At 68.8% G+C, this 13,111-nt stretch carries 11 protein-coding genes; 3 read left to right on the top strand and 8 right to left on the bottom strand.

Annotated elements, in window-relative coordinates:
• The first annotated feature begins 79 nt into the window (after window positions 1–79).
• From GLA29479_RS12770 to GLA29479_RS12760, 3 genes are all read left to right on the top strand, one after another.
• Window positions 80–700, top strand: coding sequence for a hypothetical protein (locus GLA29479_RS12770; RefSeq protein ID WP_057916599.1), 621 nt, complete (start codon window positions 80–82; stop codon window positions 698–700).
• On the top strand, window positions 697–2,064 hold the full coding sequence (locus GLA29479_RS12765) for an XVIPCD domain-containing protein (RefSeq protein ID WP_057971806.1): 1,368 nt from the start codon (window positions 697–699) through the stop codon (window positions 2,062–2,064). Before GLA29479_RS12770 ends, GLA29479_RS12765 begins: the two co-directional genes overlap by 4 nt.
• 142 nt (window positions 2,065–2,206) lie before the next feature.
• A complete protein-coding gene (locus tag GLA29479_RS12760) occupies window positions 2,207–3,064 on the top strand; it encodes a ParB N-terminal domain-containing protein (protein WP_057971805.1) in 858 nt (285 codons plus the stop codon).
• 457 nt (window positions 3,065–3,521) lie between these two features.
• On the opposite strand, the gene GLA29479_RS12755 is transcribed toward GLA29479_RS12760, so the two are convergent.
• The 8 genes from GLA29479_RS12755 to GLA29479_RS12720 all read right to left on the bottom strand — a co-directional run bounded on the left by GLA29479_RS12755 (window position 3,522) and on the right by GLA29479_RS12720 (window position 13,055).
• Window positions 3,522–4,535, bottom strand: coding sequence for a diguanylate cyclase domain-containing protein (locus tag GLA29479_RS12755; RefSeq protein ID WP_057971804.1), 1,014 nt, complete (start codon window positions 4,533–4,535; stop codon window positions 3,522–3,524).
• Window positions 4,532–5,551, bottom strand: coding sequence for a chemotaxis response regulator protein-glutamate methylesterase (gene cheB / locus GLA29479_RS12750; RefSeq protein WP_057971803.1), 1,020 nt, complete (start codon window positions 5,549–5,551; stop codon window positions 4,532–4,534). The genes GLA29479_RS12755 and cheB overlap by 4 nt, the downstream gene beginning before the upstream one ends.
• Window positions 5,548–7,806, bottom strand: a complete 2,259-nt coding sequence (locus GLA29479_RS12745; protein ID WP_057971802.1) for a hybrid sensor histidine kinase/response regulator — start codon at window positions 7,804–7,806, stop codon at window positions 5,548–5,550. Before GLA29479_RS12745 ends, cheB begins: the two co-directional genes overlap by 4 nt.
• Complete coding sequence (locus tag GLA29479_RS12740) at window positions 7,803–8,387, bottom strand: chemotaxis protein CheW (protein ID WP_057971801.1); 585 nt, start codon at window positions 8,385–8,387, stop codon at window positions 7,803–7,805. Before GLA29479_RS12740 ends, GLA29479_RS12745 begins: the two co-directional genes overlap by 4 nt.
• 27 nt (window positions 8,388–8,414) lie before the next feature.
• Window positions 8,415–9,680 (bottom strand): CheR family methyltransferase, encoded by a 1,266-nt coding sequence (locus GLA29479_RS12735; RefSeq protein ID WP_057971800.1) that lies wholly within the window; start codon window positions 9,678–9,680, stop codon window positions 8,415–8,417.
• Window positions 9,677–10,141: a chemotaxis protein CheW gene (locus GLA29479_RS12730; RefSeq protein WP_057971799.1), complete on the bottom strand. Its 465-nt coding sequence runs from the start codon at window positions 10,139–10,141 to the stop codon at window positions 9,677–9,679. Before GLA29479_RS12730 ends, GLA29479_RS12735 begins: the two co-directional genes overlap by 4 nt.
• A 39-nt stretch (window positions 10,142–10,180) precedes the next feature.
• The gene (locus GLA29479_RS12725) at window positions 10,181–11,800 is read right to left on the bottom strand and encodes a methyl-accepting chemotaxis protein (RefSeq protein ID WP_057971798.1); all 1,620 of its coding nucleotides are present in this window, start codon (window positions 11,798–11,800) and stop codon (window positions 10,181–10,183) included.
• A gap of 397 nt (window positions 11,801–12,197) precedes the next feature.
• Window positions 12,198–13,055, bottom strand: coding sequence for a PA4780 family RIO1-like protein kinase (locus GLA29479_RS12720; protein ID WP_057916588.1), 858 nt, complete (start codon window positions 13,053–13,055; stop codon window positions 12,198–12,200).
• Window positions 13,056–13,111: the final 56 nt, after the last annotated feature.

Raw genomic sequence — 13,111 nt, 5'->3', positions numbered from 1 at the left:
GACCGCTGCGACGGCGACGACCGCGGCGCTGCCGAGTCGCTGCCGCAGCATCGCTCCTCCACCTCCCCCGCGAGCCTGCATGCGCCTTTTTCCCGCCGCGCCCGGCCTGATCCTCGCCTTCGTCCTGGCCCTCTGCGCTTGCTCCAATGTCTCCGAGCCGACCATGCCGCACTACCGACGCAATCCACATCCGCAGCAGCGTTACGAGGTCACCCTGCGTCTCGACGACGCGCCCGGTCCGGTACTGACGCTGCAGGGCGCGGCCCAGTACGAGGTGGCGGACCTGTCCTGCGTGCCCGAGTTGGCGGGGACGGGGGTGCGGCCGGTGCCGCGACACAGCCTGCCGGCGACCTATATCCGCACGGCGACCGACCGCTACGTCATCGCCGTGCACGCCGACGCGATGCACGACGAGGACTACCACGGCCTCGGCGTCTGCCGTTGGAAGCTCGCCGCCCTGCACGTCAGCCTGCACCTCGCCGACCGCCAGCATCGCGACATCGCCATCGATCCGACGCTGCCGGGCGAGGCGCTGCTGTCCGGGCGCGGCAGCACCCTGCATTTCTGGCGCGACGGGCGTCCGCGGGTCAATCCGCAGGACGCGGTCGCCCTGGATTACCAAGGTCCGCGCACATACCGCGAGGAGATCCGCGCCGACGTCTTCTCCGTCACCTTCATTCCGAGGGCGAGCACGCCATGAACCGCCATAGCCAGCAGTACGCCAACCTCGCCAGCGACGCCTACAACCCCTACGCGCCCGGCCGCCGCGCCCGGGGCCTGGAAGAAAAAGTGCGCATCGACGAGGTGACCTACAAAGTCATCGAGCACGTCGACCGCCCGTCCGGTTACCAGGGCACGATCTACCAGCGCCTCGACACCGGCGCCATCGTGGTCGCGCACCGCGGCACCGAATTCGGCCGCGAGTTCGTCAAGGACGGTCTGCTCGCCGACGGCGGGATGATCGCCGCACGGGTCAACCGCCAGGCCGACGACGCCATCGGCCTGACCCGCCGCGCCGTGGAGTATGCACAGGGCTTGAAACACGAACTCGGCCGCGACGTGCCGGTGACGGTCACCGGCCATTCGCTCGGCGGTTGCCTGGCGCAGATCAGCGCCTACCGTTTCGGCCTGGGCGGCGAGACCTTCAATCCCTATGGCGCCGCGAGCCTGCGCGATCGCATCCCCGAAGGCGGCATCCAGGTGCTCAATCACGTCATGGCCGGCGACATGGTCAGCGCCGCCGGCCGGCATTTCGGCCGGGTCCGCATGTACGCGGTCGAACAGGAGGTCGATACCTTGACCCGGGTCGGCCGCTATGCCGACAACGGCGACCGCCTCGACATCCGCTATGCCCTGCCCGCGGCCGCGGCCGGCTGGGAGTCGCACCGCATGCACCACTTCCTCCCCGTCGACGGTGAGGGGCGGCGCGACCGCTCGGTGCTCGACGACCCGCAGGCGCAACGACTGGCGCAGCAGCATCGGCCGATGTTCGACAAGTACCGCAGCGACATGCTGCTGACCCGCGAAGGCGCATCGATCGCGGCGGCGCTCGCGCAAGGCGCGCGCGGCGTGGCCGGCGAACTCCTGCGCTACCTGCCCGATCGGCCGCAGAGTCCGTTCGACGAAACCGTACGACACCTGCCGCCGTTGCCGGCCGCGGCGCCGTCCGACCCACGCCTGGCCGGGCACCCGGACCACCGCCTGTATGGGCAAGTCCGCGCCGGCGTCGCCGCGATCCAGCATGGTCAGGGCCTGGCGCGCGGCGAAGACGGCGAACGCACCGCCGCGAGCCTGCTGGTGCTCGCCAAACGCTGCGGTTTGAGCCGAGTCGATCAGATCGTCGCCGGCCATGCCCCGGGCCAGCCCGAGCAGTTGTTCGTGGTCCAGGGCGATCCGCGCGACCCGGCCCATATCCGCGCGCAGATATCGGCCGCCGACGCGGCGAAGACGCCGGTCGCCGAATCGCTGCGCGAACTCGCCGCCCTGAACGCCCGGGCACCCGCGCAAGCCCTGGCGCCCGACGCCCAGGACCGGATCCGCCCGGCGCCGATGCGCCCCCACTGAATGCCGCAGCGGGCGCTCGGGCTCATCCGCCGCCCGGGCCAACGCCGGCGAGACCGGCAAGGCCGCAGGCCAGGATGGGCACAGAGCTGACCGATGGGCCGCATCTGCCTACAATGCCGCGCCCGAAGTTGCAGTGCCCGCCATGGAAATTCTCGTCAACCAAGAGCTCAAAGCCTATATCGACCCGCTGACGGAGGAAGAGCACGAAGCGCTGGAGCGCAGCATCCTCGCCGAGGGTTGCCGCGACGCGCTGGTGCTGTGGGGCGACGTCCTGGTCGACGGCCATAACCGCTACGGCATCTGCCGCAAGCACGGCCTGCCGTTCCAGACCGTGCAGAACCCGCGCTTCCAGTCGATCGACGACGTCTACCTGTGGATGATCGACCAGCACCTCGGCCGGCGCAGCGTGTCCGATTTCCAGCGCGGCGTGCTGGCCCTGCGCAAGCGCGAGATTTTGGCCGAGCGCGCCGCCGCCGGCGCACCGGCGGCGGCCGACGCCGGCAACGACGACGCCCCCTGGGACACCTCGGCGGCCGAACCGGGCGCCGATGCGGCGCAGCCCGCAGCGGCAGCCGCGGCCAAGCCGGCGCCGGGCGCGCGCAAGCAACGCGGCGAGATCGCCCGTGAGGCGCGCCTGAGCACCGCCCAGGTCGGCTTGATCGAAACCATCCACAAGCAAGCCGCGCCGGAAGTGGTGGCCGCGGTGAAGTCGGGCACGCTGTCGCTCAATGCCGCCGCCGCGGTCGCGACCTTGCCGGAAGACGAGCAGCGCGCTGCGGCCCTGGCCGGCAAAAGCGAACTCAAGGAAGCCGCCAAGCGCGTGCGCGAATCGCGGCGCAAACCGCGCGAGGCGCGCGAAGGCGATGAGGGCGAAACCTCGGCGCTGGACGCCGCGCTCGCCGATCAGATATTGGCGTTGCGCGAACGCGTGGCCGAGCTGACCGCCGAGAACGAATCGCTGCGCGAACAACTCGCGCTGCTGCAGGCCACCGCGGCCTGATGAGGGCCGCGGCCGCAAGCCGCGCCGGCCTGAGCGAAGGCCTCGCGCTGCTGATCGGCGGTGCGGTGCAGGGGCAAAAGCAGAAGCAGCCTCCCCTTTGTCAAAGGGGGGAACTGCCTCGGTGAGTCCAGCGACGCGGCCTCGACCGAAGACTCGTGGCGGCCGGCTGAGATGCCAGGCGTTTGACGCTATACGTCACTCATTTGCGTCAGTTCTTTGCACTCAATCGCACAAAGCACATTAATCATCCCGCTGGCACTGAGCCATGCGCCGCGCCGTGGGCGAAGCCATTTTCCGTCGTCCCCGATCTGACCGACGGCGCACCACGGCATGCGGGTTACAGGGAACGCATGCGCCGCTGCGAACGTAACGGCGCTTGGCCGCACTCAGCGGCCTTCGTATCGACCTTTGCTAATCGGCCTTCTGCAAATCGGCCTTCTGCAAATCGGCCGACGGCTCAGGGCAGTTCGCGGTGAACCGCCTGGTTCTTACCGGCGCGCTTGGCTTCGTAGAGGGCGAAATCCGCCGCTTCGAGCAAGGGCTCGTAGGAATCGCCGCTGCACGGCGAATAGGTCGCGCCGCCGACGCTGACGGTGACGCGGCCCACCTCGGCGCCGGTGTGCGGGATCGCCAGCTCGTAGACGCTGGCGCAAATCTGCTCGGCGACGCGGCGCGCGCCTTCGCTCGGCGTCGACGGCAACACCAGCGCGAACTCTTCGCCGCCGAAACGCGCGGCGACGTCGGCCGGGCGTTGCGCGCAACGCTGCACCGCGCCGGCCACGGCCTTGAGCGCCTCGTCGCCGATCAGATGGCCGTAGGCGTCGTTGTAGACCTTGAAGTTGTCGACATCGACCATGAGGATCGAGAAGTCGCCCTGCTCGCGCACCGCACGGCGCCATTCGGTGTCGAGGTAGCTGTCGAGGTAGCGGCGGTTGTTGAGCCCGGTAAGGCCGTCGACATCGCTGAGCCGGCGCAGCACCTCGTTCATTTCCAGCAGCTTCTGCTGGTTCTCGCTGAGCGCGCGATAGGCCGCGTCGCGTTCGATCTGGTTGAGATAGGCCTGCGAGTGGTGGCGGATGCGCGCGACCAGTTCGATCGGGTCCGGCAGCTTGACCAGATAGTCCGCGGCTCCGGTGGCGAAGGCCTGGCTTTTCACCGCCGCGTCCTCCTTGCTCGACAGGACCACGATCGGCACGTTGCGCAAGCTCGCGTGCACCCGGTACAGGTGCACCAGGGTCATGCCGTCGACGCCGGGCATGACCAGGTCCTGCATGATCACCGTCGGCTGCAGGGCCTCGGCGGTCGCGACCGCGTCGCTGGCCGAGCTGCAGTAATGGAACTCGATGTCCTGCTCGCTGGCGATCGCGCGGCGCACCGCCTCGCCGATGATCGGCTGGTCGTCGACCAGCAGCACGACGAACCGACGCCTGCGCGGCGTGGCCGGCGTAAAGCTCGGGGAATGCTCAGTCATGGCGCTAGGTTCCTGATGTCGCCGAAGAGCGAACGCAACTTCGCTGCGATTCGATCCAAGGGAAGAATGTCGACGGCGGCGCCGCGATCGGCAGCCGCCTTGGGCATGCCGTAGACGGCGCTGCTGGCCTGGTCCTGGGCGATGGTGTGGTGACCGCGCATGCGCAGCGCGTGCAGACCGCTGGCGCCGTCGCGGCCCATACCGGTCAACAGCACGCCGACGATTTCGCCGGGCCAGTCCTTGTTGATGCTCTCGAAGAACACGTCCACCGAAGGCCGGTAAGGCTGCTCGACCGGTTCGGGCGTGTAGGCCAGCGTGCCGTCGGGCTGGAACACGAGATGCTCGTTGGTGCCGGCCAGCAGCACGCTGCCGGCGCTCGGTCGATCGCCCGGCCGCGCCAGCCGCACCGGGTTGGCGGAAAAACGGTTGAGCCAATCGGCCATGCTGCTGGCGAACTTTTCGTCGATGTGCTGGACGACGACGATCGCGGCCGGGAAGCCGGCCGGCAAGCCGCCCAGCAACTCGGACAGCGCCGCCGGACCGCCGGCGGAGGCGCCGATCGCGACCAGGCGCTTGGTACTGGAACGGCGCGCCGGCAGCTGCTTGACCTGCCGCGACGGCGCATCGCCGACCAGACGTCCGATCAGGTCGATCTTGGCCAGCAGCTCCTGCGCGCCGGCGTAATCGTCGATACCGAGAGTCGGCACGTCGGCGGCGTCGATGGCGCCGTGGCCCATGGCCTCGAACACCAACGAGGCGTTGCCGCCGACGCTGGCGGTCACCACCAGGATCGCGCAGGGGCTGCGCGCCATGATCTGGCGCGTCGCCTCCACCCCGCCCATGCCCGGCATCAACAAGTCCATCAACACCAGATCGGGCGTGTCCTCGGCGCAGCGCGCCACCGCCTCCTCGCCGTTGGCCGCGGTCCAGGCGATGCTGTGCTCGCTGCGCCGGCCGATCGCGCGGCGCAGCGCTTCGACCGCCAGCGCCAGGTCGTTGACGATGCCGATCCTCATGCAGCGGCCTCGCCGATCAAGTCGACCACCGCCTGCAACAACGCTTCCTCATGGAAGCCGCCCTTGGTCAGATAGAAATCGGCGCCGGCATCGAGGCCGCGCCGGCGATCTTCCTCGCGATCCTTATACGACACGATCATGACCGGCACGCTGCGCAGACGCGCATCCTTCTTGATCAGGCCGACCAGCTCGATGCCGTCCATGCGCGGCATGTCGATGTCGGTGACGACCAGGTCGAAATGACCCGCCCGCACCGCGTTCCAGCCGTCCATACCGTCCACCGCCACCTCGACCACGTAACCTCCGCTTTCGATCAGTTTGCGTTCGAGCTCGCGTACGGTGAGTGAATCGTCGACCACCAGCACGCGCTTGCGGGTCGCGGTCTGCGCGCTGTCGTCGTAACGCAGCTGGGTCAGGCGGCCGGTCGACACCAGGCGCTCGACCGAACGCAGCAGGTCCTCCACGTCGACGATCAGCACCGGCGTGCCGTCGTCGAGCAGGGCACCGGCGCTGATGTCCTTGACCTTGCCCAACTGGCTCGGCAACGACTGCACCACCAACTCGCTGACGCCGCGGAAACGCTCCACCGCCAGGCCGTATTCGTGGCCGCCGCCGGGCGCGCCGAGCACGATCACATGCAGTTGCTCGGGCGCGGCCTTGGCCTCGGAGCCGCCGAGCACCTGCTGCGCCGACACCAGACCGATGCGACGGCCGTTCAACTCGAAATGCTGGCGCCCTTCGAGCCAGTGCACGTCCTCGCGCGCAACCATCGCCGTGCAGACGATCTGGGTCAGCGGAAACGCATAGGCCTCCGCGCCGATCTCGACCACCAGCGCGCGCAGCACCGAGGTCGTCAGCGGCAAGTGCAACTGGAAACGCGTGCCGCCGCCGGCTTGCGACGACAGGCGCACGGTACCGCGCAGTTGCTTGACCATGTTCTGCACGGCGTCGAGGCCGACCCCGCGCCCGGAGATCTCGGTGACCACCTCGCGCAGGGTGAATCCGGGCAGGAACAGGAATTCGAGCAGTTCCGCCTCGCTCAGGCGCGACGCGGTGTCCTCGTCGGCCAGGCGCCGGGCAATGACTATCGTGCGCACCTGTTCCAGATCGATGCCGCGGCCGTCGTCTTCGATGGTGATTTCGAGCAGGCCGGACACGTGATGCGCTTCCAGCCGCACCAGGCCGCCGACGGGCTTGCCGTCGGCGCGGCGCTGCTCGGCCGACTCGATGCCGTGATCGACCGCATTGCGCAGCAGGTGGCCCAACGGCGCTTCGAGCTTGGCGAGGACATCGCGGTCGACTTGGGTCTTGGCGCCGACGATCTCCAGGCGCGCCTCCTTGCCGAGTTCGCGCGCCAGATCGCGGACCATGCGCTTGAACCCGCGGGTACCGTCGGCGAACGGCCGCATATGGCTCGACAACGCCTCGTCGTAGAGGCGATGGGCGACGCTGGCGATGCGGCGCTCGTACAAGTCCAGCTGGGCGATTCTATCGGCTAGTTGCCGCTGCGACTCGGCGATCGCCGAGCGCGCCTCCATCAGCAACGCGTTCGCATGTTGATCGCGCGACATGCCCGGCGAGATGTCGGCCAGCCGGTCCAGCGCGACCGCGCTGTCGTGCTGCAGACGCTTGAGGCGGCTCAACGAGCGGATGTAGGGATCGAGCCAGCGCGACACCACCAGCGACTCGCCGGCCAGGCCGAGCAGGCGGTTGAGGCTGCGTGCGGTGATGCGCAGCACCCGCTCTTCGCTTTCGGCCTCAGCATGGGCGGCCTCGGCGTGAGCGGCCTCGGCGGCCGAGGCGTGTTCCGCGTCGGTCTCTGCCGCCGCCGATGCCGGAGCCGGATCGGCGGCCAGGGCCGCGGCCAAGGCGGCGCGGAAACGCTCGGCGTCCGGCGCATCGTCGCGCATCCACGGCGCAGTCTCGGTGGCCGGCGTCGCAGCGATGCGGGCGAGCAGGTCGACGCCGCCGAGCAGGGCATCGATGACGACGTTGCCGAGGACCAGCCGCCCCTGTTGCGCCTCGACCAGGCAATCTTCCATCGAATGCGCGACCGCCACCGCGGCCGACAGGCCGAGGATGCGCGCGGCGCCTTTCACCGAATGCGCCGCGCGCATGCAGGCTTCGAGCTCCGGCGCCGAGGCCGGATGACTTTCGAGGATCAGCAACCCCTCGGTCAGCACCTGCGCCTGCCCTTCCACCTCCATGCGGAACAGGTCGTGCAGCGAATAATCCTGGAGGTTGCCTGTGCTCATCCGAGCCGCCGATTGAGTGCGCCGAGCACCAGCGCGTCGTCGAGCACGCCGACGTTGCGCTGGCCCATGGCCAGAATGCCGGTGCTGAACGGCGAAACCGAATGCGCGACCGTCGCCGGCACGTTGCCGATCGCGGCCGGGTCGTAACGATGCGAACCGTGCACTTCGTCGGCCTCGAAGGCCAGGCGCTGCTCCTGCCAGGCCAGCACCACCAGGCGCCGGTTCAACAAGCTGCGCGCGGCATCGGCCTGGCCCGCTTCCAGATGGAACAGGGATTCGAGCGCGACGCAGACGGTGAGCTGCCCGCGCACGTTGACCAGCCCGCGCACCACACCCTCGCGGCGATGCGGCAAGGTGTGGACCGGGCGCGGCTCGATGACTTCGTCGACCACCGAGGCGGCCAGGCCCAGCCATTCCGCGCCGAGGCGGAACACGAACAGCGACGCGGTCAGCGACCTCAGGTCTTCGGCTTTGGCGGCGACGTGCCGGGTCGCCTCGCGCAGCGCCTCCGGCGCGGGCGCGCGGTCGAGCAAACGGGCCACGGCGCTGCTCGGTCCGGCCGGCGTGTGCTTGGCGCTCATCCTCGGTGGCCTCCGTCGGCGCCCATGTCAGCCTGCCGTCCTGCGCGAGCGTTGCGCGCGCAGGCGCAGGACGCGCCCGCCGGCGGCATCGCCGCGGGTTTCGAGCAGCAACGCCAGATGCATCAGGGTCTCTTCGTGTTGTGGCTGCAAGTACAAGGCCTTGCGGAAATAGTCTTCGGCGAGCTCGTTGCGGCCCTTCGCCCCCTCGATCAGCCCGAGCAGGTACAGCGCACGCGCCGACGGCCCCTGTGCCTGCAGATAGGCCTGGCAGGAGCCCGCTGCCCGATCGAAGTCGCCGTTATCGGCCAGGCGCTGCGCGGCGTCGAGCAAGGCTTCTGCGCTCTCGGCAACTGCCGGCACGGGGCTCGCCGAGGGCGCCGGCCGCGCCAACGGCCGCGGCTTGGCGATGGCTTTCACCGTGGTGGCCTTGGCGGCGGCGCCCGCCAGCGCCGACGCCGTCGTCGCCAACATCGCCGCCGACACCGCGACACCGCTGTCGGCTCGCGGCGGACGGAAGGCGAAAGCCATCGGCAACTGCGCCGAGGCGAAACCCTGCGACAGGATCAACCCGGCTTCGGCCGGACCGACGAACAGCAGCCCTTGCGGACGCAGCAGACGCTTGAGAATGCCGACCGTGCGTATCTGGGTGTCGGCATCGAAATAGATCAGCAGGTTGCGGCAGAAGATCGCGTCGTACACCGCCTCGCCGGGCAGGAAGGCGACGTCGAGTACGTTGCCCTGGATGAAATTAACCCGCGAACGCACTGTCTCCGGCAACTGCCAGCCGCCCGCCACGGTGGTGAAATGGCGCTCGCGGAACTGCAGCTCGCGGCCGCGGAACGAGTTGCTGCCGTACAGGCCGCGCAGCGCCTTCGCCAGCGCGCGCTCGCTGATGTCGACCGCGTCGATGCTGAGCCGCTCGAGCGGAAAGCCGGCGTCTTGCAGGGCCATCGCCATCGTGTAGGGCTCTTCGCCGGTCGAACACGGCAGGCTCAGCAGGCGCAGACGCTCGCCGGGATGGGTGACCGCCCAATGCAGGCCAAAGGTTTCCGACAAGGCGCTGAACGCCTGGGTGTCGCGGAAGAACCAGGTCTCCGGCACCACCACCGCTTCGATCAGTTCCTGCTGCTCCAGCGGAGAGGCGCGCAGCGCCTGCCAGTACTCGGCGAGTTGCTTGCATCCGCACGCGGTCATGCGGCTGGCGACGGCGCGCTCGACCACGGTCGGGCCGATGGTGCTGGCATCCAGCCCCATGGTGTCCTTGAGCCATTGCTGGAAGCCGCCCGGCTTCATGCGCTTTCGACCGAGGCTTGGAACAACAGTTCGCGCACCGAGCCGGGCAGCAGTTGTTCGATCCGCACCCACTGGATCAGGCCCTGCGCATCGGCGACGACCGGCCCCAGATACGGCGCCTGCGCCGCATCGACGCCGGCCGCAGCGAACTCGGCGGCCTCGCGCCGCACCGTTTCCAGCACTTGCTCGGCGATCAGGCCGAGCTTGCGCGTGCCGCCGTCGCCGACCGGGTAATTCACCACGATCACGCGTGTGCTCAACAGCGCGCGCGCGGGACGCCCCAACGCCAACTGGCACAGGTCGATCAGCGGCACCGGTTCGCCGCGATAGTCGAAGGCCCCGGCCACCGCGGCGGGGGCCTGCGGAATGGCTTTCGGCTCGACCAGGTTCAGCACCGAAACGACCTGCGCCGCCTCGATGGCGTAACGGTCCTGGTCCAGCTGGAAGACAAGAAACAGCACGGCATCGTCCTCCCGGGTGCGTCTGACGGTCGGCAGCGCTTACGCCAGCAACTTGAACTTGGACACCCCGTCGCGCAGCCCGGCGCTGACCTGATGCAGTTCGTCGATGGCCTGGTTGGACTGCTTCAAGGCATCGACGGTCTGCTGCGCGGCCTCGCTCAACTGGCCCAAAGCCAGGTTGATCTGCTCCGCCCCGGCCGCCTGCGCCTGCACGCCTTCGTTGACCACCTCGAAACGCGGCACCATCGCCTGCACGTGTTCGATCACCTGCGACAACTGGCCGCCGACCTGCTGTACGTCGCCGGTGCCGCGGCGAACCTCTTCGGAAAACTTGTCCATACCCATCACGCCAGCCGACACCGCCGACTGGATCTCGCGCACCATCTGTTCGATGTCGAGCGTCGCTACCGCGGTCTGATCGGCGAGGCGGCGGATCTCGACCGCCACCACCGAGAAGCCGCGGCCGTATTCGCCGGCCTTTTCCGCCTCGATGGCGGCGTTGAGCGAAAGCAGATTGGTCTGGTCGGCGACCTTGGTGATGGTGGTGACGACCTGGCTGATGTTGCTGGCCTTCTCGGCCAGCACCGCGAGCTTGGCGCTGATCGCCGCGGTCGCGTCGATCATCCGGCCCATGGTCTCTTCCATCTGCGCCACCCCATCCTGGCCGTTGCCGGCCAACGAGGCGGTCTGCTCGGCGCTGCCGGCGACCGTGCCCATGGTGCGCGCGAGTTCCTTCGAGGTCGCGGCGATTTCGCGCGAGGTGGCACCGATCTCGGTGGTGGTCGCGGCGATCTGCGCGGCGGTGGCCTGCTGCTCGCGCAGGGTCGCGGTGATCTCGTTGATCGAGGAATTGACCTGGATGCCCGAGGTCTGGATCTGCCCGACCAGTTCGGCCAGCTCGCCGCTCATGCGGTCGTAGCCCTGCGCGACGGTGCCGAATTCGTCGCTGCGCGAGAACCCCAGACGCTGGCTGAAATCGCCCTTGGCCATGACGTCGGCGGCGCGCGCCAGCCGGTGCAGCGGCAAAGTGATCGCCTTCAACAGGAAGAAGCCGGCCAGCACCGCGGCCAATACCGCGCCGGCGAAGGTCAGGCCGATGCCGAGCTCGGCCGATTTCACCGAAGCGTCGATGCGATTGCCGGACGCGACCGCCTCGTTGTAGTTGTAGTGGATGATGCGGGTCAGGGTTTCGACCGCCTTGGCGAAGATCGGAGCGGCGCGCGTGCGAATCGCTTCCTGCAAGCCCGCGGTGCCGCTCTCGCCGGCCCGGATAAGGTCCGGCTGCAAGGCGAACAACGACGCACTGAAACCGGCGAGCGCATCGACATTGCGGCGATCGTCGGCTTGAATGGCGGTGGCGCGGTAGCGACTCAGGGCCTGTTCGAATGCGGTGCGGTGGACACGCAAGCGCTCTTGCACCTCGGCGCGCTGGCCCGCATCGGCGGCCGCCAAGCTGTTGAGCGCGGCGTAGTAGGTATGCCACTCGGTTTCCATCTGCCCGGAGACGTACAGCCCGGGAATGGAATCCTCGCGCAATCGGCTCTCTTCGAGCTGGATGCCGTACAGCCGCTGCAGGGCGATGCCGCCCATCACCACCATCGCCACGATGATCACGGCGAAGCTCAAGATGATTCGCTGCCGAATCGTGATGTTATTCATGACCGATCCCCGTGTATGCCATGAAGCATTACCTATCTGGGCAGTGATTGTGAGGACCGCCTGTCGCGGACGAAGCCCCAGTGTAGAGACGCACTGCGAACCTGCCCACCGTAACGGCTACGCGAACGGCCCGCCCCCTTGGACCGCTATCGAGCCTATGGCGTGCCCTGCGCGGACGCCGTGAAAAGCCAACGCCGTCTCACTATGCGTCGGCCCGGCCGTGTCGCGGCCTTAATCTACACCCGGCTCCGGATCGCGCACGCTCGTAACGGCGGCCGTCGCCCGATGACAGGCGAAGGGGGGCGAAGGGGGCGAAGGATGGGCGGATGCGGCGGACGCCGGACCGGGGCCGAACCCAGCCCGGTCGGCCGATCCTTTGGCCGTCGACGCGGCCGGCTCAGTCCATTTCGGCCGCGGCCTCGCGGCCCTGCTGGCGGATCAGCGCTTCGTCGCGGGCATCGTTGATGGCGTGGCGGACGCTGTCGAGGTCGACCGCGGACTCGTCGTGCGCGAACACGCCGGTCAGTTCGCTGTCGGGACGCAAGTCGCCGGCCTCGAACAGGGCCCACATTTCCTCGGCGTACCAGGTGTCCAGCAGCTCCGGCGCCCAGGCGCCGAGGCTGGCGGTGAGGTTGTTGACGTCGCGCAACAGCATCTTGCGCGCGGCATTGTTGCCGGCGGCGCTGACGACCTGCGGGAAGTCGATGATGACCGGGCCGTCCGGGGCGACCAGGACGTTGTACTCGGACAAGTCGCCGTGGATCAGGCCGACGCAGAGCATCTTGACCACCTGCCGCACCAGGAAACGGTGGAAGCCGCGGGCCTGCTCCGGCGCCAGCTCGACCTCGCCCAGGCGCGGCGCGGAGTGGCCGTCGGCGTCGGTGACCAGTTCCATCACCAGTACGCCGTGGTAATAACCGTACGGTTCGGGCACGCGCACACCGGCATCGCGCAACTGGTACAGCGCCTCGACCTCGGTGTTCTTCCAGGCGGTTTCCTGCTGCTTGCGCCCGTACTTGGTGGCCTTGCCGATCGCGCGCGCCTCGCGGCTGCCGCGCACCTTGCGCCCCTCCTGGTACTGCACGCGCTGCTGGAAGCTGCGCTGCGCCATGTCCTTGTAGACCTTGGCGCAGCGGATCTCGTCGCCGGAACGCACCACGTAGACCGCGGCCTCCTTGCCGCTCTTGAGCGGGCGCATGACCTCGTCGATCACGCCGTCGTCGATCAGCGCCTGCAATCCGGGTGGAGTCTTCATGAAATCCTGTGGGGGAAACGGCGCCGGCTGAGGGGGAATCCCGGCGTAACAGGCGT

Source organism: Lysobacter antibioticus, assembly GCF_001442535.1.
GTDB classification, from domain to species: domain Bacteria; phylum Pseudomonadota; class Gammaproteobacteria; order Xanthomonadales; family Xanthomonadaceae; genus Lysobacter; species Lysobacter antibioticus.
Note: the sequence above shows the minus strand (reverse complement) of the source record. Positions and strands in the feature narration are given on the sequence as shown.